Here is a 20,933-nt window from a genome sequence, read left to right on the forward strand (position 1 = left end):
GCTACTTCCTCTGATCTTGATCGATAACTGGGTTCGCTCGGGGATTCACAAACTTTCGGGACAACCCCTGGGCGCGACGCCACGGCATGGCAAGAAACTCCACAGCGGCGATGACACCGGTGATGCAGGCGCCGAGCAGAGCAGCGGTCAACAGGCCGGCGTACATACGCTCGGGCTGGAACAGCTGCCAGGAGTTCCAGATCAGATAGCCGACACCGCTGTTGGAGGCGACGAACTCGACCGCGATGACCACCGCGATCCCGAGACCGGCCGCGACCCGCAGCCCGGTGAAGATCGCGGGCAGACATGCGGGCAGCAGCACGAAACGCACCGACCGCCATCCGGTAGCCCGGTAGGCCCGGGCCGCTTCCAGCGTCCGAGGGTCGATCTGGCGAATACCGGCAAGGGTGTTGATCTGCAGCACGAAGAACACCGTGATCGCGACCGCCAGTATCTTCGGTGTCTCTGTCAGCCCGAATATCAGCAGCAGCAAGGGGAGAACTGCCACCTTCGGCAGCGCGTAGAGCGCGGAGAACAGCGGTCCGAGAGCTGCCGCGACCGAACGCCGGCATCCCATGGCCGAGCCCACCACGACACCACCGAGCGCGCCCAGAAAATAGCCGATCGACAATCTCCCCATCGTGGCCTTCAGGTGCTCGAGCAGCTCACCGCTGCGCACCAGTTGCGCCCATCGAGCAAGGACCGCGGACGGAGGAGGATACAGCTGGGCATCGATGACATCCGTCCACGCCGCAGCCTGCCAGGCAACCAGCAGCATGATCGGGGTGAAGACCGCGAGTAGCAGGTCACGCCATCGCCGACGCCGCTCTTGCCTCAGGGACGCCTCGATATTCGTGCTCATCGGACCATCGCCGAAGTCTCGGCCTCGTCCCGCAGCGCTTCCCAGATTTGATGCCGCAACGCGCCGAATTCGGGAGTCTGCTCCAGCTCCAGTCGCCGGGGACGCGGGAATGGAACCGTGAGTTCGGCTTTGACCCGGCCGGGTCGAGCAGACATCAGAATGATGCGATCGCCGAGTAACAGCGCCTCATCGATGCTGTGGGTGACCAGCACGACGGTCTTCCGTTCGGCCTCCCACAATCCGACGAGTTGCTCCTGCATCAGCAGTCGGGTTTGCGCATCCAACGCGCCCAGCGGTTCGTCCATCAGCAGCGCTGGTGAATCGACGGCAAAGGCCCGCGCCAAAGCGACCCGTTGACGCATACCGCCGGACAACTGATGCGGATAGGCTCTTTCGAATCCCGAGAGACCGGTGCGCTCGATCCACTCCCGCGCGCGCCGGGTGTAGTCCGCACGTCCCACACCGGCCATGCGGCAACCGAAGGTGATGTTGTCGAGTACGTTCAGCCACGGAAACACGCCTTGCTCCTGGAATACGAAGGCCGACGCCGGAGCTCTGCCGTGCGATGCCGGCATCACCACCCGGCCCGAGCTCGCTGTGTCCAGCCCACCCAATATCCGCAGCAGAGTGGACTTTCCGCACCCGGACGGACCCACGATGCAGACGAACGACGAGGACGCCACACGCAGGGAAACATCACGCAATGCCCACACCGGCTGCTGACCGGCGAGGAAAACCTTCGAGATTCCCTCCGCCTCGAAATCCACGCTGTCGTCGCGGATCTCGACCGCCGCTTGTTCGGTTTCCTTCCGGTGGCGCATCAGTCGTGGCCGGGTAGGTAGTCGTTCGAATACGTGCGGGACAGGTCGATATTCGCCCCGGATACGGCTTGGTCGAATTGGGCCAGCACCTTGCGAACGGCCTCGGCTCCATCGGCGGGCATCACCCCGTCATCCGAGAAACCCGACTTGATCTTGGCAATGGTTTCGATGTAGACCGCCCGGCTGTCCTGCGCGAACTCGGCGGGCATCCGTGCGGCGATCTCCTCGGCGGAATGCTGCTGGATCCAGTGCAGCGTCCGCACGATCGCCGTGGCAAGGCCGGCGGCGCTCGCCTTGTTGGTATCGAGCCAATCCCGTGTCGAATACAGAACCGACGCAGGGTATTTCGAAACACCAAAAGTCTGCTCGACACCCTCGCCGCTTCGCGAATCGAGCAGGATCGCGACCTTGCCGGCGCCTGCGCGCTGCTGCAGCATCGAGAACGCGGGATCGACCATCACGGCCGCGTCGACGCGGCCGTGCTCCATGGCCGCAACGGCGGTCGCCGCCGTACCGATCGCCTGCACGCTGACCGAATCGGCCGCCAGGCCATGCTTACTCAATACATACTTGAGAAAGAAATCAGTCGACGAACCCGGCGCGCTGACACCGACCTTCGCACCGGCGAGATCGGCTATCGAAGTAATTCGCTTGCTCGCCGCAGGTGATACCGCGAGTACGATCTCAGGGCGGTTCAACATCGTCACGAACGAGGTCAACGCCCGGTTCTTGGCCTGCATCTGAATGGTGTGGTCATAGTATCCGGCGACGACATCCAGGCTGCCACCCTCCAACGCCTGCAACGCTTTCGACCCGCCCTGCAGACCTTCGATTTCGACCGACAGACCCTGATCCTTGAAATAGCCGAGCTGCTGGGCCAATGTCAGCGGCAAGTACACCGGCAGTGTCCGCCCGCCGACTCCGATGGTGATGTGCCGGCCCGCATCCGGTTTCCGTGCACAACTGCTCAGCACCAGTACGAGCACCGCCACTACCACCGCCGCCGCCACCACGGCCGCGTATCTCTGCCTTCCCATGGCCTATCTTCCTTTCGTAATTGCTGTGCCGTGGAATGACTTCCAGCGGAGTAGGTAGCGCTCGACGCGATTGATGGCGATATCCACCACGACCACGACCACGCACAACACCGTCATGCCCGCGAAGACGCCCGTGGTGTCGAATGTCCCTTCGGCCTGCGAGATCAAGTAGCCCACACCGCGGGAAGCGCCCAGGTACTCGCCGATCACAGCACCGATCAACGCGAAGCCGACACTGAGATGCAGGCTGGCCAGGATCCAGGTGAGTGCGCTGGGCAACAGCACATGCCGGAGCAGTTGACGCTCACTCGCGCCGAGCATGCGCGCATTGTCGACGAGCACCCGGTCGACCTCTCGCACACCCTGGTAGGTGTTGAAGAAGACGATGAAGAAGACCAGCGAAACACCGAGTGCGACCTTCGACCAGATGCCGAGCCCGAACCAGAGCAAGAAGATCGGCGCGAGCACCACCCGCGGCAACGCGTTGCCCATACGCACGTACGGCTCGAGCACCGCTGCCGCGAATTGCGTTCGGGCCAAGAAGAATCCGACGATCATTCCGGCGGCGCCGCCGATGCACAGCGCCAGCGCGGCCTCGGTCATCGTGACGCTCAGATGTCGCCAGATCGCACCGGAACCGAACCAGTCGGCGAGACGAACAGCGATATCGCTGGGCCGCGAGAAGAAGAAATCATCGATCAGCCCATAGCGGGCCGCCAGTTCCCAGCCGAGTATCAGTGCGACACCGAGCCCCAGTTGGGCGATCCGGATTACGGCCGTGCGCGCACGAATGTCATTGCGTCTGGCGCACATCGGCGAAGGTCCTCTCGACCTGATCTCGTAGTTCCGACCAGATCGCTTGATACAGCTCGGCATACTCCGGGCAGGCCCGAATGGCGAACGAGTCGCGCGGCCGTGGCAGGTCCACTCGATAGCGGCGGACCACCCGGCTACCCGGCCCCGCCGACATCAGCACCACTTCGTCGGACAGCGCGATGGCTTCGTCGAGATCGTGCGTCACGAACAGCACCGTCTTACCGGTGCCGGTCCACAGTGTGAGCAGCTCGTTCTGCATCGCCTGCCGGGTCAGTGCGTCGAGCGCGGCGAAGGGCTCATCCATCAGCAGGATCTGCGGGTCGACGATCCACGTCTGCGCGATGGCGACACGTTTGCGCATCCCGCCGGAAAGTTGATGCGGGAAAGCGTCTTCGAAGCCGGCCAGGCCTACCCGCGCGATCCAGTCGCGCGCCAGCGCTTCCCGGTCCGTTCTGCGCATGCGACGCAAGTGCAGTCCGAACGCCACATTGTCCAGCACCGTCTTCCACGGCAGCAGAGGTTCTCGCTGGAACAAGTACCCGGCCCGATGATTACGCCCCCGCAATGGCTGCCCGTCGATGAGCACCACACCGGCCGAGGGCGTCGACAAACCCGCCACGATATCCAGCACGGTCGATTTGCCACACCCGGTGGGACCGACGAGGGAAACGAACTTTCCTGCTCCGATCGTGAGATCGAGACCGGACACGGCGACATGATCGCCATCGGCCTTCGGATAAGACACGGTCAACGAATCCAGATCAATCAAAGGGGCAGCCCGGATTCGGTGCATCCTCGAACATCGGGCTGCCACTGGGCAGTACGTAGAGCACGTCGAGGACCACGGGTTCTCGACCGGCATTCCGGCCCATGTGGATGTATCCGTGCCCGCTCGGTTCCACGATCGTTGCTCCTGGCCCATAGGTCCCGTCCACCGCGCAGGACGAGTCGTAGTGGGTCAGTGTGCCGCTGCGGACCACCCCGTAGAGATTCCCGTCGTGGAAGTGCCAGCCCGTGCCGCCGCCGGGCGCAATCGTCAGTTCACGGAGGGCGTAGTCGGTATTGCCGCTGGTGAACGCACTGAGCGTGGTTCCCGTGATGCCGCGCGCCGGCGTCGCTTGCGCGCCGCCCGGAGCGATTGCGGCGTAACCGGCAAATACGACGGTGCCGGCAAGAATTCCATGTAAAAGATTTCGCAAATTACCCATTTCCCATTTCTTCCGGCCTGATACGAGCGGCCCGGCGACATGACACAATCATGCTTTCGACGCTAACTAGGCAATCCGCCGGCAATCAATGCTCGATATCCGACAATGTCGGAAACACCGAACACTCCGCATCGCTGTCAGGCGGTTTCGGTGATGGGGCGGTCGACCCAGCTCATCAGGCCGCGGAGCTTGGCGCCGGTGACCTCGATGGGATGCTCGGCGTTGGCCTTACGCAGACCCTCGAGCTCCTTGTTGCCGCCCTCGACGTTGGCGACGAGGCGCAACGATATTGGCCCAACTCGATTGAAATACATCTTCACAATCATGATTGGTCAGGCGGAAAGAGCGCATGATCGCCCAGACCAATGGTGAATACTGCTCTATCAAGGCACGCCAGGCCATCGGGCAGTCATTGCGGCAGGCTGCCACGAGTCGCCGTGCGCGCTCGGACTCATCGATACTCTGCTGCGCCCAGCTGGGGAATCGAAATCGGAATCTTTCGAAACATCAGCAGCTATCGTCATCAGACCTCCACCATCTCGAACGTTGTACCGAGATCGAGGCTATTTCGCCGAAAGCAGCACCGACAGCCGACCAATGGGTCAAGCCGATGGGTCTAAAGTTCCATATGGAAGCTTCAAGTGGCCTGGTATCCTACGGGCCCATACGCGGTTTGATGACTTTAGCCGCTACCGCCCGGTTCACCGCATCCAGCCGCGAGACCGCGCCTAATTTCTCGAAGATCCTACCCAGGTGCCGCTTGACGGTACTCTCCGAAATACCGAGTTGTGAAGCGATCTGGCGATTACTCAGCGCATCCGCAACATGGTCGATCACCTCGATCTCACGACCGGTGAGACCAGGATTGCATTCCTGCGAGAAGATGTGTAATTCCCCTGCAGAAACAACCATGACAGGATCGCGAGGACCGACACCGGCACCGCGGATTGCAGCAACCAGAGATTCCCCGCTCGCACTCTTGTGCAGATAGCCCGCAATCCCCGAATTGGATAGTTCCCGGATGAGATCGATGTCCTGATGCATACTGAGAATCAGAATTCTGGAGTCCGGACTGACTTCAGCTAATCGCCGTAGTGTAGTCCGCACATCGTCACCGGGAATCTCGATATCGAGAATAATCACATCCGGCAATAGTCGAGCCGCAGTCGCGATGCAGGCCCATCCATCGCCGACATCGGCTACTACATCGATATCTTCCTCCGCGCGCAGCATATTACAGAGCGCAACTCTCAACAATGTGTGATCGTCGACGACGACGACCGAAATGGGGTTCGACAACTTCATCCGAATACCGGCCGGATCGGCACTCTGATATGGATGCGGGTCCCCCGGTTCGGCGCCGAGTCGACAGTGACCGATCCGGATAAAATCTCTGCTCGCTCCACCATCGACTGCAAGCCGTTGCTGCGCCGGGTCTTCGACAGCTCGAATCCGATTCCGTCGTCGGCCACCAAGGCGACTATCTCGCGGGGTGTGATGTCGACGGTGACGATCGCTCGTCGCGCGCAGGCGTGCGAGTACACGTTCCGCAGGCACTCCCGGAGAATCAGGAAGATCTCGTCGAGAACTCCGCGGCCCACCCATTGTTCCGGGCCGTTGACATCGATCTCGATCTCCGGCGGCGGCGATCCCATGACGGCTACGAATGCACCGAGTGCACTGCGCAGACTCTGGCCGTCCTCGCGCAGTCGAAGATCCGTTATCAAATCGGATATCTGGACGATCGCCTCCGACAGGGTCCCGATCACCGATCGTATTTCGAGACAATCGGCATCGCCGGTTCTGACATATGTTTCCAGTTGCCGCATGGAGACACTGAGAGAACTTCCCAGTCGATCATGCAGATCACGCGCCAATCGACTGCGCACGGAATCGTACAGCTCCCCGATCTGGTTCAGCAGGAACGAATCGTATGCATTCACTCCGGCTTCCAGGCGCAGGAACATGCTACGCCCGAGTGCGACCAGGACGGCATTCCATTCGGCCGAGTGGATCGGCGATGATTCATCGATCTCATACAATTCTTCGACAATGATCTCGTAGAGCAGCGTGGCCGCCTGCACGGAGGAGCCCAGTCGACTTCCCGAATTCGACCGGACCTCGTCCCGTTCCTTGAAGAGTACGCCGTCGTCGCGCACCGAAACCGGCAGTCCGACGTCCAGCGAGTTCACACAGTCCAGGACGACGGACACAGCGCACTCGGCCCACAGCGAGCCATCGGAGAACAATGGGTTGCCGCCATCTTCCAGCGCTCGCCCGTATCGGAGAACGATCCCATCTTGTCGTCTCATCAACTCATGAGCGAGATCCGAGTTGAGAGCCCCTACCACACTGAATCCTCATATTCATAAGACCGACATGCCCGAGATGCGCAAACGGCATTCACGCACTGATGCGTTATATCACGCCCGGACACAATCCGGCAACACGGCAGCAAAGTCGGAGTTCATGAAGGTTAGAGGAAGGTAAAGGTTGCTATGACACCCATATACGGGAGACCGTGGACCGATCGCTAATCGGGTCGGCTATGCTCCAGATTTCCATTAGTGTGATTGCACAGGAGCCTGCGAGTTCGCCCTCGCAGCGTGGCAGAAAGTTCGGCTGCCCACTCGGGTGTATCCAGATCGGTCCAGAGCGGATCTGTTCTTGCGGGGCGGGACAACCGAAATCAATGGAAAGTCGTTGTTCGAACTCTCCGCCAAGACTGTCATCCTGGCCTCGAGCATCCTCTCCGCCGGACTGTTCGGTACGCCGGCTTCGGCCCAACCGCTGTATCCGACACCGGATCCCGATCCCTTCTACCACGCGCCCGCGGAGCTGGCCGGGATAAGTCCGGGTGATGTCATCCGGACCCGCAAGATCGACTCCGGCCCCTATGTCGGCACGGAAGCCTGGCAGATCGCTTTTCGCAGTACGAATTCGGCAAGGAACCCGATCATCGGCGTGACCACCGTCCTGCTTCCGGTAGGCGTGCGCAATCCGCCGCTGGTGTCGTATCAGGCACTCATCAATTCCCTGGGCACTCAGTGCAATCCGTCACGGTCACTGTTCAACGGCGAGCTGCAGGACGCGCCGGGCGCGATGCTTCCCATCGGGCGCGGCTGGGCTATCTCGATTCCCGACTACCTGGGACCCACCGTCGCATACGGTGCGGCCGAGCTCAGCGGCATGATCACTCTCGACAGTGTCCGCGCCGTCCGCAAGGCAGCGGAACTCGGGCTCTCGAATTCACCTGTGGCCCTGGCCGGCTACTCCGGCGGCGGCATGGCCTCGGCCTGGGCCGGCGCACTGCAACCCGGCTATGCGCCCGACGTGCCGCTCACCGCGGTGGTAGCCGGCGGCATCCCGGCCGACCTGGAAGAAATGGCCCTGGGGCTGGGATTCGCTCCCCACCCGGGATTCGGTCTCGCCTTCGCGGCGGCAATGGGCCTGGAACGCGAATACCCTGAGCGCCTGCCTGTTTCGGACCAGCTGAACAGTGACGGGTTGCGGTTCCGCGAACTCACCCGAAACGCGTGCCGCCGATCGCTGTTAGTAGACGGCGCATTCCGCAGTGCGGAACAGATGGCAGCGTCCAAGAGCTTGCTCGACAGCCCCGCAGCGCACGCCGTTCTCCGCGAGAACAGCCTGCGCTACCTCCCCGAAACACCGACCGCGCCCACCTATTTCTGGCACGGCCGCTCCGACAACCTCGCGCTGTTCGAACCCGTCGCCGAGGTCGCCGACCGCTACTGCAAAGCCGGCGTACCACTGACGTTCCGGCCCTTCGATATCGCCGAGCACATGACCACCGCTGTCGCCGGGTTCGGTGACGCCTGGAACTACGTGGAATCCAGGTTCCGCGGAGACCCGGTTCCTACCAGCTGCTGATGACGACTCGCCGTGCCGCTTTCACGCGGCGCTGCCAGCGCGTTGTCGTAATCGACAAACAGGCGGCTCACCTTCTGATCTCGCGCACAAGATCGGGAGGCGGCGTTCTGAGACAGTCACATCAGGCGAATCATTCGAGAGAAAGCGATATTCATCGTGACCAGGAAATCAATTGTGGTGTCCGCCCTGATCATTGCCGCCACCGGCTTGGGCACAGCTGTGGCGCATGCGGAGTTCTACGACACCGGCCTTTCGTACAGGACCTACGACGATTGCGCGGCTGCCGGATACGACAACCTCAACCGGGGCTATGCCGAAGACTTCCGCTGCTCGTTCACCAAGGGTGCCTTCGACCTCTACCTCGACGCACACAAGGAAGCCGAACACAGCCGGGGCCCCGCATCGACCGGCAGCGCCGGTTAGCGATGCGGCCGGAAGCAGGCATCGTGCTGGCATCCCGTCTGACTACCTGGGGCACGACCGTCACCCTGGAGGAAACCGCACCCGCGAGCGAGGCGCCCGACGGGATGGCCATTGTCGCGATGGAGGCGGCCGCCGTCACCCATCTCGACCTGACCCTGATGTCGGGCACCTTCTCCTACCGGCCCTCGCTGCCGTTCACACCCGGCACGGCGGGCGTCGGCAAGGTTCTCGCCGGGAACGCCGCAATGATCGGGCGCCGCGTGCTGATCCGCGGTTCCGGCGTCGGATTGGAACGGCCCGGTACCTGGACTCAGCACGCCACCGTGCCGACGGCCGCCTTGCGGGTGATCCCCGAGAGCGTGGACGCCGCCCTGGCGGCGACCTGTTACTCGCCGATGACGACCGCGTGGGCCGCCGCCACGCCCGTGGGCGACGTCCGGCCCGGCGAACGAGTCCTGGTCACCGGGGCGGCGGGTGGCGTCGGTTCGATGACCGTACAACTCGCCGCTCGCGCGGGCGGTCACATCATCGCCCTGGTACGCAACGAGATCGAGGCCGCCGCCGTTCCTGCCGCGGCGGCCGAGATCCTCATGGACAGCACCGACGCGGTGGCACGGATGCGGGAGCAGGGTGGCCTCGACGTGGTCTTGGATACCGTCGGCGGTGACACCGTCCCTACTGTGCTGCCCGCCATCAACCCCGGTGGCCGAGTCGTCATGATCGGGTATGTGGGCGGCAGGACTCTGGCACTGGATCTGCCCACGCTCCTCGCCGCCGATGTCAGCTTGCTGCCGATGAACATGGTGCGCCGCAAGGTTCCTGACGCCGTGTTCCATGCGCTGCTGACCGAACTCGGCGACGGCACCCTCGAGCTGAACACCACGACCTACCCCTTCACCGACCTCAACACCGCCCTCACCGCCCGCACCGATGGCTCGATCAGGGGAACTCTCGCCGTCACCATGTAAGCGCGATCCGCAGTCTGGTAAATGCGGGCGCTCCGTTACAGTTCAGTGGCCGCGGCGATCAGGCGTGCCCGGGAGCGATCCTGCGGGTCGGCCTGTAGGGCCAGGCGGTCCATGGCCCGGCGGTAGGGGTCGAGTTCGTCGGGGCGATCCAGGTAGGCCGCGCCGGTCAACTGGGGCAGGCACACGATATCGGGGAGTGCGTGTCCGGCGAATCGGAGCATGGTGAACGAAGTGCCCACGGCCGCATAGCCACTGGCCAAGAACGGCAGGACCTGGATTATCACGTTCGGCCGACTCGAGATTTCCACCAGATGCTCGAGTTGGGTACGTAGCACGTGCGGCCCGCCGACCGGCCGATGCAGAACCGCCTCGTCCAGCACCGCCCACACCGTAGGTCCGCCACATGGGCCGAGGATCTCCCGGCGCCTGCGGCGCAACTCCGCCCTCCGCATTTGCTCGGCACGGTTCCAGTACCCGAGGGTGACGATCGCACGGGCATAGTCATCGGTTTGCAGCAGCTCCGGAACCAGCAGGCACTCGAAGGCCCGGATCATCGTCGCCGTGGCCTCGAGCCGAAGACCGGTTTCGGATAATGGCGACAGCGCTTCGCGGCGCAGACGATGGGGCGATGATTGCGCACTCGACCTGACCGAATCGACTTCCGCGCGAGCACCTTTCCACAGTCGATGCCACGCCCCGAGATTGGACAAACCTCGCGATACCTCGAGCCTCGATCCGGCCAGCTCGATCAGCGTCAGAAGCACCGGCACCAGCGACTCGAAACTCGCCGGCACGTTCCGCCCCGCCCGCCAGTCGCTGATCCGCTGTACCGAAACCCTGCGACCGGTGCCCTTGGCGCTGGCCGCCCGCATCCGAGCCGTCGCTCCCCCGGCAACACGATCCAGTGTCGGATTACCGGCAGCTTCCCATAATTCGGCAAGATCGGCAGCGAACAGACCCCGCAGTCCAGCGCCGCAACCGCCACGAGCTCCACCATGTGAAACTCGTTGTTCAGAGTTCCTCCCCACCATGAAATGGTAGGCGAGATGCACTTACAGATGCAAGAACAGTCACATGAAAGCTGTTGCAGTACATCAATATTCGCCGAGATATTTGGTTAGCAGACCTAATCGCACTCGACCTCCGCCACTGCCACAGCGGGCACCACCACATATCTCGCCCGGCGACCGCGAGAGTGTCTAGGTCACCGAATCGAGCGAGGAGAAGACGACGACGTTGGACAAGTAGCTCTTGGTGTTCTGATCGAAATCGCCACCACAGGTGACTATTTGCAGGGTCGAGCCGCCACGGGCACCGAAGACCAGCTGGTCGGGAAACTGGGTCTTGTCGTACATCCGGACGTCGGTGACCTTGAAGTGTGCGGTCTTTCCGTCGGCGCGGGTCACGTCGATCATGTCACCCGGCTTGACCTTCTTCAGGTAGAAGAAGACACCGACACCCTTGTAGGAGTCGACGTGGCCCAGAATGACCGCGGAACCCTGCTCGCCCGGCGCGGGACCCTTCTGGTACCAGCCGGCTTGCTGATAGTCGGCCGGTACCTGCACCGAACCATCGGCATTGAGCCCCACCGCGATCAGCGAACCGGAAGCCTTGATCGAGGCGATATCGAACGACGTCGGAGTCGACCGGGTGATCGGCGCCGCGGTTTTCACACCGCCCGCAGGCGCGGGCGCGGCACTGGTTTTCGGCGTCGCGGCGGCGGTGTGTGAAGATCCACAGCCGGCGAGCAGCGCCATGCTGATCGCCATCACGGCGACGAGCGAAACACGCAGTGGCCGACGGTATTTCAGCGTACCCAACGTGCTATCCACGGTGCTCACGGTGCGCTCACCTGGTGGGCCATGCCGCCGGCGCCGGTGTCGGGCGCGCCCTTCGGAATCACGTAGCCGCCCGCCGGAACCTGATCGGTCACCGCCGGGCCACCGGCGATACCCGTGGTCGCGTCGGCCGGAATGGCCATGCCGTTCACCGTGTCCGCACCGGCCGCGGCGGCTCCCGCGGCAGTGGTCAGATCGACGCCGCCCAATCCGCCGGCTTGCACACCGGCACCGAGATCCCCAGTGCCACCGGCCTGTACGCCGAGGCCACCGCCGACATCCCCGTTGCCACCGGCCTGCACGCCGCCGCCGAGACCTCCGTTGCCGCCGGGCTGGACACCTCCCCCGAGGTTTCCATTTCCACCGGCTTGCACACCGCCACCGAGATTTCCGTCACCGCCCGCCTGCACGCCGAGGCCACCGGTACCACCGGCCTGCACGCCCCCGCCGAGGTTTCCGTCACCACCGGCCTGGACACCGCCCCCGGTATTACCTCCCACGGTCACGCTCGGCGGAGCGGGCAGAGTCGGCGGAGCGGGCACGCTCGGCACAGCGGGCACGCTCGGCAGCGTAGGCACACTCGGCGAAATCGACACGCCGGCATTACCTCCGAGCCCGAGCCCCCCGCCCGGCTGGCCCGGCACTCCGACGCCCCCGGTCAGTCCGCCGCCGACATTGATGGACCCGTTGCCGCCTACGCCCACGTCCAGGCCGCCACCGACTTTGATCCCCGGGGCGGGTGCCGTCGTGGTGGTGGGATCCGCGGCGGCCACCGGCGCGCAGAGAGCAGCTGCGGCCACGAAGACCACTACAGCGGAGAAAGTTCTTGCCGACATGTGCGATTTCACTTCCGAGCGTTCAAACCGATCGCCCTCTTGTCGAATCTCTCAGGCCGCGCGTTACAAAACGCGCCACTATCGGGGAACTATTCAAACGTCCAGTATCAAGGATATTTCTACGTGCAGGCGGGTGAGGTGAGTCCGGCCGTTCGGATTGCCGCGCAGGCCCACCGCCGGGTGAGTTGCCAGGCGCGGTCGTGCACCGTGAACGGGACGATCAGCGCGGCGACGGTTCCTGTGCCATGCGAGGTTTGGTCGTTGTCGCCACCATGACTCCGGGACGTAATTCGGTGGTCGCGACCACACGGATGGTCGTGGCGAACGTATCGTGATAGGCCTGCGCGACTCGGGTGATCAGGTCCGGATCGGCGTCGGATCCCTCGACCCGGAGCGATTTCGCGGCCGCGGGTCGGGTCGGGTCGAGAGCTCGGCTCAGTTGGACGTCGAGATCGGCTGCCGTGGGGACCGGCATCGTGGGAGCGGTGTCGGAGTCGGGGAGAGTGCCCGGATACAAGGCATGCACAATGTCCGCCCACAAGGTGGCGGCGGTGATGCCCGGCGGGGAGGCGCCGAGGTTCGTGGTCACGACGACCGTGGCGTCGCGGTCGGGAAGGTAACCGATTGTCGTGGTGTAGCCGAGGTCGGTGAGACGGCCGGAGACGGTGCTGTCGAATCCGATCCATTGACCGGTCCGCATCAGCCCGAGGCCGTACTGCTCGTGCGGTTCGAGTTGGCGTTCCCGCGGTTGGGACAGATCCGTGAATTGCGTTCGCGCCTGCGCGGTCTGCGGATTCAGCAGGTTGCCGTGTGCCAGCAGTGGCGCGTATCGAGCCAGGTCGGTGATCGTGGACTGCATGGTTCCGGCGGCCTCGAAAAGCGGTGCGGTCAGTTGCGCGGTGAGATCGACCGGGGTGTCCCTGGGGTAGGCGTAGCCGTGCAGGGCCGGCGCGGGAAGTGCGGTACCGCGGTCGGGCAGTGTCGTCGTATCGCGCAGGCCGTCGCCGGTGACGATGTCGCCGATGGCATTATCGACCGATTTGCCGGTGACCTTCTCCAGTATCGACCCGAGCAGGACAGGTTCGGAATTGGAGTATGCGGTGCCGGTGCGGGGCGCGGCGGCTTTGGCGGGGTGCGCGGCAATGGCGCGAATCGTCTGCTGATCGTTCCACCCGGAATCGCCGGTGTACTGTGCCGCAAGGGTTTCGGGCGCATCGAGGAAGTCGTAGACCCCGCTGCGTGCGCCGAGCAGATCCCGGACCGTCATGGTGTCACCGCGCGGGACATCGGCGATATAGCGAGCCACCGGATCGTCGAGCGACAACCTGCCCGCGTCGGCCAGCCGCAGGACCGCGGTGGCAATGAAAGTCGTTGCGACACTGCCGATCCGGAAATGGTCACCGACGCCCGCCGCACGACCGGTGGCGAGATCGGCACTGCCGTAGGCGTGGATGTACCGGCCGCGCACCGGGTCGACGACCGCAACGGACACCGCCGGCAGCAAGCCCGCGTTCTTGTGTGCGGTGACGATCGCGTCGATGCGGCCGGACAGCTGCGCCGACATCGCCGCCGGCCCGGTCGCGCTACCGTGCCCGCAGGCGGTGAGCAGTGCCGCGACCACAGCCAGCACCAGCCCCGTCCGCGCCGCCGCAACTCTGATACCTGTGCACATGCTGCTTCTCTCACGATTGCCGGGAGTCGACCGGACCCGACACCAACCTGACAGAAGCCGATTTCAACGGGCTTACAACCGTAGTTCCGTGAGATTGGAGAGCTGCGACAGCGACCGATTCTGATAGCGAGGATCGTGGGTGGTCTCCGGTCCGAACCAGGCGGGCACGACGAAATCATGTGCGGCTTCGGTTGTTTCGAACTCGACCTCCACCGTGACCAGACCGGTGAGGCGGCCTTCGAAGACATCGACCTCGGCCAGGCGGTTCCCGGGCAAGGGGACCAGATGGCGTTCTTTGACGACATACCTCGATTCGGTCAGGGGCCACAAGGCGTCGAAGAGAGCCGGGGAGATCGGTTCCTCGTGCTCGATCCGGACCAGGCCGGAGCCGGACTTCACCGTCATGAACTTCCGGTCACCACGCTGCCGGACCCGCACCTCACTGTCCGCCGAGGCGAGTGGCAGATAGCCCTGCCTGATCCGCTCCGTCTCGATGACCCGCTCCTGCGGAAAGCCGTCGCGCACGATGAAGCGACGTTCGATTTCCGTACTCATCCTCATGGCTCCTTCGGTGCTGCGTGGGTCGGACGACGTCAATCGTGAACTGTCGGTGGCGCATTCGGCAGGGGGTCGACCGACCCGAGAGAGGAAACCACGGCCGTGCCACCGGCACGCCACCGTCGCACCACCGGGCCGAGGGAATGTAGTCACAGCAAGAGTCGGCAACTATTCCACCGGGAGGTGAAAGAAATGAAGGTTTACACCAAGCCCACCGCCGTGAAGGTCGATCAGGCGGCTCTCATCGGCGCTGTTCTCTAAACAGTAGCCGTAGGACGTGCCACGCTTCTTGCGTGCAAGAAGCGTGGCACGTTGCATTTCACTGCACCAGGACCCGCGCGAGAATCGGAATCGATATGTGTGGAATTGCCGGATTTGCCCGTACCGACGGAAGTTCCCTCGCGGAGACATCCGACCGAATTCTGCGCGATATGGCCAAGGCATTGCGCCCGCGCGGCCCCGACGACATGCAATTCCATCACGCCGGGCAGGCCAGCATGTCCTTCACCCGGCTCGCGCTGATCGACCCCGAGGGTGGCAGACAACCGTTCATCAGCGACGACGGCCAGGTGATCCTGGCCGCCAACGGCGAGATCTACAACTATCGGGAACTCGCCAAGAGCCTGGGGGCGAAAGCCAAGTTCCGCAGTGAATCCGACTGCGAAGTCCTGCTCCATCTCTATTTGGAGAAGGGCCTGGATTTCCTCGACGACGTGCGCGGCATGTTCGGCATCGCGGTCATCGATCTCCGCGAGCAGCGGCTACTCCTGGCCCGGGACCGGCTCGGAATCAAGCCGCTGTTCATCAATCGCTCGCGCGACACGATCCTGTTCGCCTCGGAGATCAAGGCCCTCTTCGCCCATCCGGACTGTCCACGTGAACTGGATTGGTCGCTGGCACTGGCCGAACAGGGCCTCAGCGCCGCGCTCACCATGGTCGACGGCGAACCCATCACCTGGTTCAAGCATGTGGAGCACATCCCCGCCGGCACGATCCGCACCGTGAGCCTGTGCGACGGCACCACCCGCGAGCACCGCTACTGGCAACTGCCCGCCCCGGTCGACCCGGATCAGGTCCCCGAAAGCTACTTCGTTCAGACCCTCGGCGATCTGCTGTCGTCCTCCGTTCAGGAATGCCTGGTCGCCGACGCCGAGATCGGCGTCTTCCTCAGCGGCGGAATCGATTCGGCCGCCGTCGCGGCCATGTCCGCCCACACCGGACTGCACACCTTCAGCGCCTTGACCGGCAGCACCGTGGTCAACAAGGACGCACCGTACGCCCATCGCACCGCGGCTGCCCTGGGCCTACCCAACCACCAGGTGGCATTCCCCGCCGACCGCATTCCCTCCACGGAGGAATGGAAACGGTTGCTGTGGTTGATGGAAACGCCACAATGCGGACCCGAACAGTTCTACAAAAGTGAGCTGTATCGATTCGCGCGCACGGAACGCCCCGAACTCAAAGCGATCCTGCTGGGCTCCGGCGCAGACGAATTCACCGGCGGCTACAGCGTCGGCCTGGCCGGCGGCGGTGACTGGGACGACTTCCTCGCCAACCTGAACACCCTCGCCCGCCGCAAGGCCCTCGGCACCCGAACCTCCGTCGCCAGCTGGTGGGAAGACGCCGACCTACCGCTGTTGAGCGACAACGCAATAGACGTCTACGCGCCCAGCGCGATGGACGACCCCTACCGGTCCTACTTCGCGTGGAAGTTCCGCGAAATGCAGCAGTACAACCTCTGGGCCGAGGATCGGACCGCGTCCGGGAACGGGGTGGAAGCCCGGGTGCCGTTCCTCGACCACCGCATCGTCGAGCTACTCGCCACCGTGCCACGCGCCTACCGCAAGCGGCTCTTCTGGGACAAGCGGATCATCCGGGAAGCCGTGCAGCACATCCTGCCGGCAGAGGTCCTCGACCGGCCCAAACTCGCCTTCTACGAGGGCGAGGGAGTGCGGCACACGCACCGGACCTTCACCCGCATGCTCGCCCAGCACGGCGACGCACTCATCGAAGAGGCGCTCTCGTCACCGCGCGCGGCCCACTATCTCGATGCCGGGAACATCCGGGGCACGCTGCGCCGGCTGGAAGCGGCCCAGGGCTCAGCGCACGTCCAACTGCTGCTGCGCGTGATCAATCTCGGGCTGCTCGACCTGATGACGGTCTCGGTCCCCGCCACCCGGCCGGCACCCGGACCCGCGCCCTACGAGATCGCCGTCACCGATTTCGAAGCCACCGAGGTCCGCGACCTGTTCCCGCAACACCCCCTCGACTCCACCACCGTGCTCGCGGTCGCCCCGGACGTCCTGATCCTCGACGACGCACAGGGCCGCAACACCTCCTATGTCGCGGTCGACGGCACACTGGTGTTCGTCATCGACCACCTCACCCACCTGGACTGGCTGCGCCTGCTGCGCGAACTCGACGGTCAGCGGAGCCTCGCCGACGTGGCCGCGGCCGTCGGCTGCGACCTGCCACCACTACAGCCACTGCTGGCGGAATCACTGGAGATCGGCCTGCTCACCGATGTCACGAGCGAGGCCGCTCCCACACGCTGAGGCGTCCTGCCTCGCAAGCCCATTCGCACTCGGCATCCGGACCCGGATGTGGACACATCAATGAGGTCACCCTATGACAGCTCATCTTTACTGGGACAAGGTCTGGCGCACCGACAACGGACGCGCCGACTGGTCGCAACCGCATCCCTGGGTCGTCGACGAAGCCGACCGCCTGCGCGCGCGAGGCCTCGAGGACATCCTGGACCTCGGATGCGGAATCGGCAGGCACGCACTCTTCTTCGCCCAGCAGGGATTCGCCAGCACCGGCATCGACCGCAGCCCCACCGCGATCGCGACGGCCGAAACCGCGGCCCGCGAACTCGGCGTCGAATTGGCCCTGCAGGTCGGCGATTTCACCACCCTGCCCTACCCCGCCGACAGCTTCGACTACGTGCTGGCCTTCAACGTCGTCTACCACGCCGACGAAACCGGGCTGGCCACCGTACTGTCCGAAATCCGGCGGGTACTGCGGCCGAGCGGGATCTACCAGTGCACGATGCTGTCCAAACGGAACCGGGAATACGGGCGCGGCAACGAGATCAGCCCGAACACCTTCGTACAGCCCGACGCCACCGACGACAAGATCCATCCGCACCTGTACACGAACATCGCCGACATCGTCCGGCTCCACAACGGGTTCCAGCTGCTCAGCGCCGACGACTCGGAACACTCGACACCGGGATCCTTCCACTGGCACTGCCGCTTCGAGCTGACGGCCACCACCGCAGAGGACGAGAAATAATGTCGAAGGCAGCGCGGTTCCGGGAACTGCTGCAGCGCAAGGAAATCGCCCGGATCGTCGGTTCCCGGGACGCTCTCACCGCCCGTCTCATCGAGAACGCGGAATTCGACGGCCTGTGGGCCTCGAGCTTCGAACTGTCGGCATCCCGCGGCCTACCCGATCTGGGTCTGCTGACCATGGCCGAACTCCTCGACGCCTCGGCACTCATCAACCAGGCCACCAACCTGCCGCTGATGGCCGACTGCGACACCGGATTCGGCGGGAAGATCAACATCATCCGCACCGTCCAGCGATTCGAGGACGCGGGCATCGCCGGAGTCTGCTTCGAGGACAAGGCCTTTCCGAAACGCAACAGCTTCCTGGAAGGCAATCAGGACCTCGAAGCAGCCGAAGAATTCGCGGGCCGCATCGAAGCCGCCACCCGCACCCGGCGCAGCGGTGACTTCACCGTGGTCGCCCGCACCGAAGCGCTCATCGCCGGACAAGGACTCGACGAAGCCCTGCGCCGCGCGCACCTCTACGCCGACGCGCACGCCGACGCCATCCTGATCCACTCCAAGAAAACCTCCCCGGTCGAGATCGTGGACTTCCTGAAGGCGTGGCAGGCACGCACACCCGTCGTCGTCGTACCGACCACCTATCCGCATTGGAATCTCGCGGAAGCCCAAGAAGCGGGCGTCTCGATGGTCATCTACGCGAATCATGCGTTGCGCGCCTCGGTTTCGGCCACCCGTGACGTGCTCAGCGAAATCCGGCTGCACGGTGGGACCGACAGCATCGAGGATTCGATCGCGCCCATGAAGGAACTGTTCAGCCTCACCGCCGTCGCACAGTGGGAGGAGTGGAGCGCGTGATCGACGCCGAATTCGTCTGCGACGCACTGGATCGTCGCGACTTCGGGTTCTTCAGCGGAGTCCCGTGCTCGTTCCTGAAGGGCCCCTTCGCCCTGCTGGAAAAGCGGGACACCTATGTGCCGGCGCCGAACGAGGGCATCGCGCTCTCGATGGCGGCCGGAGCGGAACTGACCGGCACCCGGGCCGTCGTCCTGGCACAGAATTCGGGTCTCGGTAATCTGCTGGACCCGCTCACCTCACTGACGATGGCCTACGAAATCCCGTTGCTGCTGTTCATCAGCTTGCGGGGCTGGCCTTCCGCCGAGGACGACGAACCCCACCACGCGGCGATGGGGGCGGGAACCATCGGTGTGCTGGAAGCCATCGACGTGGCCCACGGCATCCTCGGCCCCGACGAGTCCAGCCTGACCGAACTGCTCGACCTCGCCGAAACCGAACGGCGCCAGAACCGTTCGTTCGTGATCCTCGTCCCTGCGAAGACCATCGGCACCTACCAGACACCACCCGCCGTCGACCGCAACGAGCTCAGCCGCAAGGACGCCGTCGCGGCCTTGGCCGAACACCTCGGCGATGCGCTGGTCTACAGCACCACCGGGATGATCAGCCGGGAATTGTTCGGAGCAAGCGACAACCCACGGAACTTCTACATGCAGGGCTCGATGGGACACGCCATCGGCCTGGGCCTGGGTACCGCACTGAACCGCCCGGATCGGCGAATAGCCGTCGTGGACGGCGACGGCGCCGCCGCCATGCATCTCGGGGGGCTCGCGCTGGCCGGGGAGCGACAGCCGGAGAACCTCACGCACTTCGTGCTCGACAACGGCTCCTACGACTCCACCGGCGGCCAGCGCACCCGCGACTCCGTCATGCAATGGGCCGACCTGGCCCTCGCCGCCGGCTACCGCACCGGCCAGACCTGCCGGACCGTGCCCGAGATCCACGCCCATCTGGAGAAGATCGCCGACCTGCCCGGTCCGCACCTGGTGGCCATCCACATCGGCAAGGGCGGCGCCACCCCACCACGGGTCACCAGCGCCCACACCAACAGCCAGGTCAGAGCCAGATTCCAGCGAGAAGCCACGCCGTCGGCCGCCGACACCGGGAGGCGGGGATGATCGTCATCGCCCACGTCAGTGACCTGCACCTGGACACCGGTCCCCGGGCCACCCGGCGTGCCGAACGGGTCCTGGACTACCTGCGCGACATGGCCGACCGACTCGACGTGGTCCTGGTCACCGGCGATATCGCCGACCATGGCGCGGCCGCCGAATACGACCAGGCGCAAGCCCTGCTGAAGCTGCCGTGCCGGGTACTGGTCCTGCCCGGCAACCACGACATCCGCTCCGCGTTCCGGGTGGGACTGCTCGACGAGAGCGCCGCCGAGGACGAGCTGAACCGCGTCGTACGGACACCGGGCGCGGTATTCATGCTGTGCGACTCCACGATTCCCGGCCGCGACGACGGCATGCTCAGCGACCGCACACTGACCTGGCTCGACGCCGCGCTCGCCGCGGAGACCGACGGCCGGCCGGTCTTCGTGTGCTTCCACCATCCCCCCGCGGAACTGCACACCCCCTTCGTGGACCGGGTCCGGCAGTTCGGTGAACAGCGCCTCGCCGAGCTGTTGCCGCGCCATCCGCAGGTCGTCGCGGTGCTGTGCGGACACGCCCATGTCGCCGCCACCACGACCTTCGCCGGGCTCCCGTTGTGCGTGGGCCCCGGTGTGGCCTCGACCGTCCCACTGCCCTTCGAAGGCCGCGCCGACGTCGACTACGACCTCGCCCCGGGACTGGCCTTTCACATCCTCGACGACCAGCACCGCCTGGTCACGCACTTCCGCGCCCTCGACTGA

Annotated in this window: 21 protein-coding genes and 1 pseudogene; 8 read left to right on the top strand and 14 right to left on the bottom strand. The window is 64.4% G+C overall.

The genetic code is table 11. The features are described from left to right. Position 1: 1 nt before the first annotated feature. The 9 genes and pseudogenes from ACIP5Y_RS31545 to ACIP5Y_RS31585 all read right to left on the bottom strand — a co-directional run bounded on the left by ACIP5Y_RS31545 (position 2) and on the right by ACIP5Y_RS31585 (position 6,957). Complete coding sequence (locus ACIP5Y_RS31545; RefSeq protein WP_400355602.1) at positions 2-862, bottom strand: ABC transporter permease; 861 nt, start codon at positions 860-862, stop codon at positions 2-4. Further along, a complete protein-coding gene (locus tag ACIP5Y_RS31550) occupies positions 859-1,683 on the bottom strand; it encodes an ABC transporter ATP-binding protein (protein ID WP_400355603.1) in 825 nt (274 codons plus the stop codon). The genes ACIP5Y_RS31545 and ACIP5Y_RS31550 overlap by 4 nt, the downstream gene beginning before the upstream one ends. After that, positions 1,683-2,693 carry an ABC transporter substrate-binding protein gene (locus ACIP5Y_RS31555; protein ID WP_400355605.1) on the bottom strand — a complete coding sequence of 337 codons (1,011 nt, stop codon included), beginning with the start codon at positions 2,691-2,693 and terminating at the stop codon, positions 1,683-1,685. The genes ACIP5Y_RS31550 and ACIP5Y_RS31555 overlap by 1 nt, the downstream gene beginning before the upstream one ends. Positions 2,694-2,723: 30 nt before the next feature. Continuing rightward, on the bottom strand, positions 2,724-3,533 hold the full coding sequence (locus tag ACIP5Y_RS31560) for an ABC transporter permease (RefSeq protein ID WP_400355607.1): 810 nt from the start codon (positions 3,531-3,533) through the stop codon (positions 2,724-2,726). Then, positions 3,514-4,281: an ABC transporter ATP-binding protein gene (locus ACIP5Y_RS31565; protein WP_400355609.1), complete on the bottom strand. Its 768-nt coding sequence runs from the start codon at positions 4,279-4,281 to the stop codon at positions 3,514-3,516. Before ACIP5Y_RS31565 ends, ACIP5Y_RS31560 begins: the two co-directional genes overlap by 20 nt. A gap of 16 nt (positions 4,282-4,297) precedes the next feature. Beyond that, positions 4,298-4,744 (bottom strand): cupin domain-containing protein, encoded by a 447-nt coding sequence (locus ACIP5Y_RS31570; RefSeq protein WP_400355611.1) that lies wholly within the window; start codon positions 4,742-4,744, stop codon positions 4,298-4,300. Positions 4,745-4,881: 137 nt separating this feature from the next. Further along, positions 4,882-5,040 (bottom strand): annotated as a pseudogene (locus ACIP5Y_RS31575) (ketol-acid reductoisomerase); the annotation flags it as partial. Between the two features lie 358 nt (positions 5,041-5,398). Next, positions 5,399-6,049, bottom strand: coding sequence for a response regulator (locus tag ACIP5Y_RS31580; protein ID WP_400355613.1), 651 nt, complete (start codon positions 6,047-6,049; stop codon positions 5,399-5,401). Further along, entirely contained in the window at positions 6,046-6,957 is a 912-nt protein-coding gene (locus ACIP5Y_RS31585) for a sensor histidine kinase (protein WP_400355615.1), read from the bottom strand. Before ACIP5Y_RS31585 ends, ACIP5Y_RS31580 begins: the two co-directional genes overlap by 4 nt. A 517-nt stretch (positions 6,958-7,474) precedes the next feature. On the opposite strand from ACIP5Y_RS31585, the gene ACIP5Y_RS31590 reads away from it, so the two are divergent. The 3 genes from ACIP5Y_RS31590 (at position 7,475) to ACIP5Y_RS31600 (ending at position 10,026) form a co-directional block, all read left to right on the top strand. Next, entirely contained in the window at positions 7,475-8,635 is a 1,161-nt protein-coding gene (locus ACIP5Y_RS31590) for a lipase family protein (protein WP_400355886.1), read from the top strand. Between the two features lie 156 nt (positions 8,636-8,791). Next, positions 8,792-9,058 (top strand): hypothetical protein, encoded by a 267-nt coding sequence (locus tag ACIP5Y_RS31595; protein ID WP_400355617.1) that lies wholly within the window; start codon positions 8,792-8,794, stop codon positions 9,056-9,058. A 23-nt stretch (positions 9,059-9,081) separates the two neighbouring features. Next, positions 9,082-10,026, top strand: coding sequence for a zinc-binding alcohol dehydrogenase family protein (locus tag ACIP5Y_RS31600; RefSeq protein WP_400355619.1), 945 nt, complete (start codon positions 9,082-9,084; stop codon positions 10,024-10,026). Between the two features lie 35 nt (positions 10,027-10,061). On the opposite strand, the gene ACIP5Y_RS31605 is transcribed toward ACIP5Y_RS31600, so the two are convergent. The 5 genes from ACIP5Y_RS31605 to ACIP5Y_RS31625 all read right to left on the bottom strand — a co-directional run bounded on the left by ACIP5Y_RS31605 (position 10,062) and on the right by ACIP5Y_RS31625 (position 14,927). After that, positions 10,062-10,898 carry a DUF5753 domain-containing protein gene (locus ACIP5Y_RS31605; protein WP_400355621.1) on the bottom strand — a complete coding sequence of 279 codons (837 nt, stop codon included), beginning with the start codon at positions 10,896-10,898 and terminating at the stop codon, positions 10,062-10,064. 327 nt (positions 10,899-11,225) lie between these two features. Next, positions 11,226-11,867 carry a class F sortase gene (locus ACIP5Y_RS31610; RefSeq protein WP_400355623.1) on the bottom strand — a complete coding sequence of 214 codons (642 nt, stop codon included), beginning with the start codon at positions 11,865-11,867 and terminating at the stop codon, positions 11,226-11,228. Next, positions 11,864-12,664 (bottom strand): hypothetical protein, encoded by an 801-nt coding sequence (locus ACIP5Y_RS31615; RefSeq protein ID WP_400355625.1) that lies wholly within the window; start codon positions 12,662-12,664, stop codon positions 11,864-11,866. The genes ACIP5Y_RS31610 and ACIP5Y_RS31615 overlap by 4 nt, the downstream gene beginning before the upstream one ends. Positions 12,665-12,920: 256 nt before the next feature. Beyond that, the gene (locus tag ACIP5Y_RS31620; RefSeq protein WP_400355627.1) at positions 12,921-14,372 is read right to left on the bottom strand and encodes a serine hydrolase domain-containing protein; all 1,452 of its coding nucleotides are present in this window, start codon (positions 14,370-14,372) and stop codon (positions 12,921-12,923) included. A 72-nt stretch (positions 14,373-14,444) separates the two neighbouring features. Continuing rightward, on the bottom strand, positions 14,445-14,927 hold the full coding sequence (locus ACIP5Y_RS31625) for a CYTH domain-containing protein (RefSeq protein WP_400355629.1): 483 nt from the start codon (positions 14,925-14,927) through the stop codon (positions 14,445-14,447). A 359-nt stretch (positions 14,928-15,286) separates the two neighbouring features. On the opposite strand from ACIP5Y_RS31625, the gene asnB reads away from it, so the two are divergent. The 5 genes from asnB to ACIP5Y_RS31650 all read left to right on the top strand — a co-directional run bounded on the left by asnB (position 15,287) and on the right by ACIP5Y_RS31650 (position 20,933). Further along, a complete protein-coding gene (gene asnB, locus ACIP5Y_RS31630; protein WP_400355631.1) occupies positions 15,287-17,485 on the top strand; it encodes an asparagine synthase (glutamine-hydrolyzing) in 2,199 nt (732 codons plus the stop codon). A gap of 73 nt (positions 17,486-17,558) precedes the next feature. Further along, positions 17,559-18,227: a class I SAM-dependent methyltransferase gene (locus tag ACIP5Y_RS31635; RefSeq protein ID WP_400355633.1), complete on the top strand. Its 669-nt coding sequence runs from the start codon at positions 17,559-17,561 to the stop codon at positions 18,225-18,227. Continuing rightward, entirely contained in the window at positions 18,227-19,081 is an 855-nt protein-coding gene (locus tag ACIP5Y_RS31640; protein WP_400355635.1) for an isocitrate lyase/phosphoenolpyruvate mutase family protein, read from the top strand. Before ACIP5Y_RS31635 ends, ACIP5Y_RS31640 begins: the two co-directional genes overlap by 1 nt. After that, positions 19,078-20,196: a phosphonopyruvate decarboxylase gene (aepY, locus tag ACIP5Y_RS31645; protein WP_400355637.1), complete on the top strand. Its 1,119-nt coding sequence runs from the start codon at positions 19,078-19,080 to the stop codon at positions 20,194-20,196. Before ACIP5Y_RS31640 ends, aepY begins: the two co-directional genes overlap by 4 nt. Beyond that, positions 20,193-20,933, top strand: a complete 741-nt coding sequence (locus ACIP5Y_RS31650) for a metallophosphoesterase (RefSeq protein WP_400355639.1) — start codon at positions 20,193-20,195, stop codon at positions 20,931-20,933. The genes aepY and ACIP5Y_RS31650 overlap by 4 nt, the downstream gene beginning before the upstream one ends.

This window comes from Nocardia sp. NPDC088792, assembly GCF_044750615.1.
Taxonomy (GTDB): domain Bacteria; phylum Actinomycetota; class Actinomycetes; order Mycobacteriales; family Mycobacteriaceae; genus Nocardia.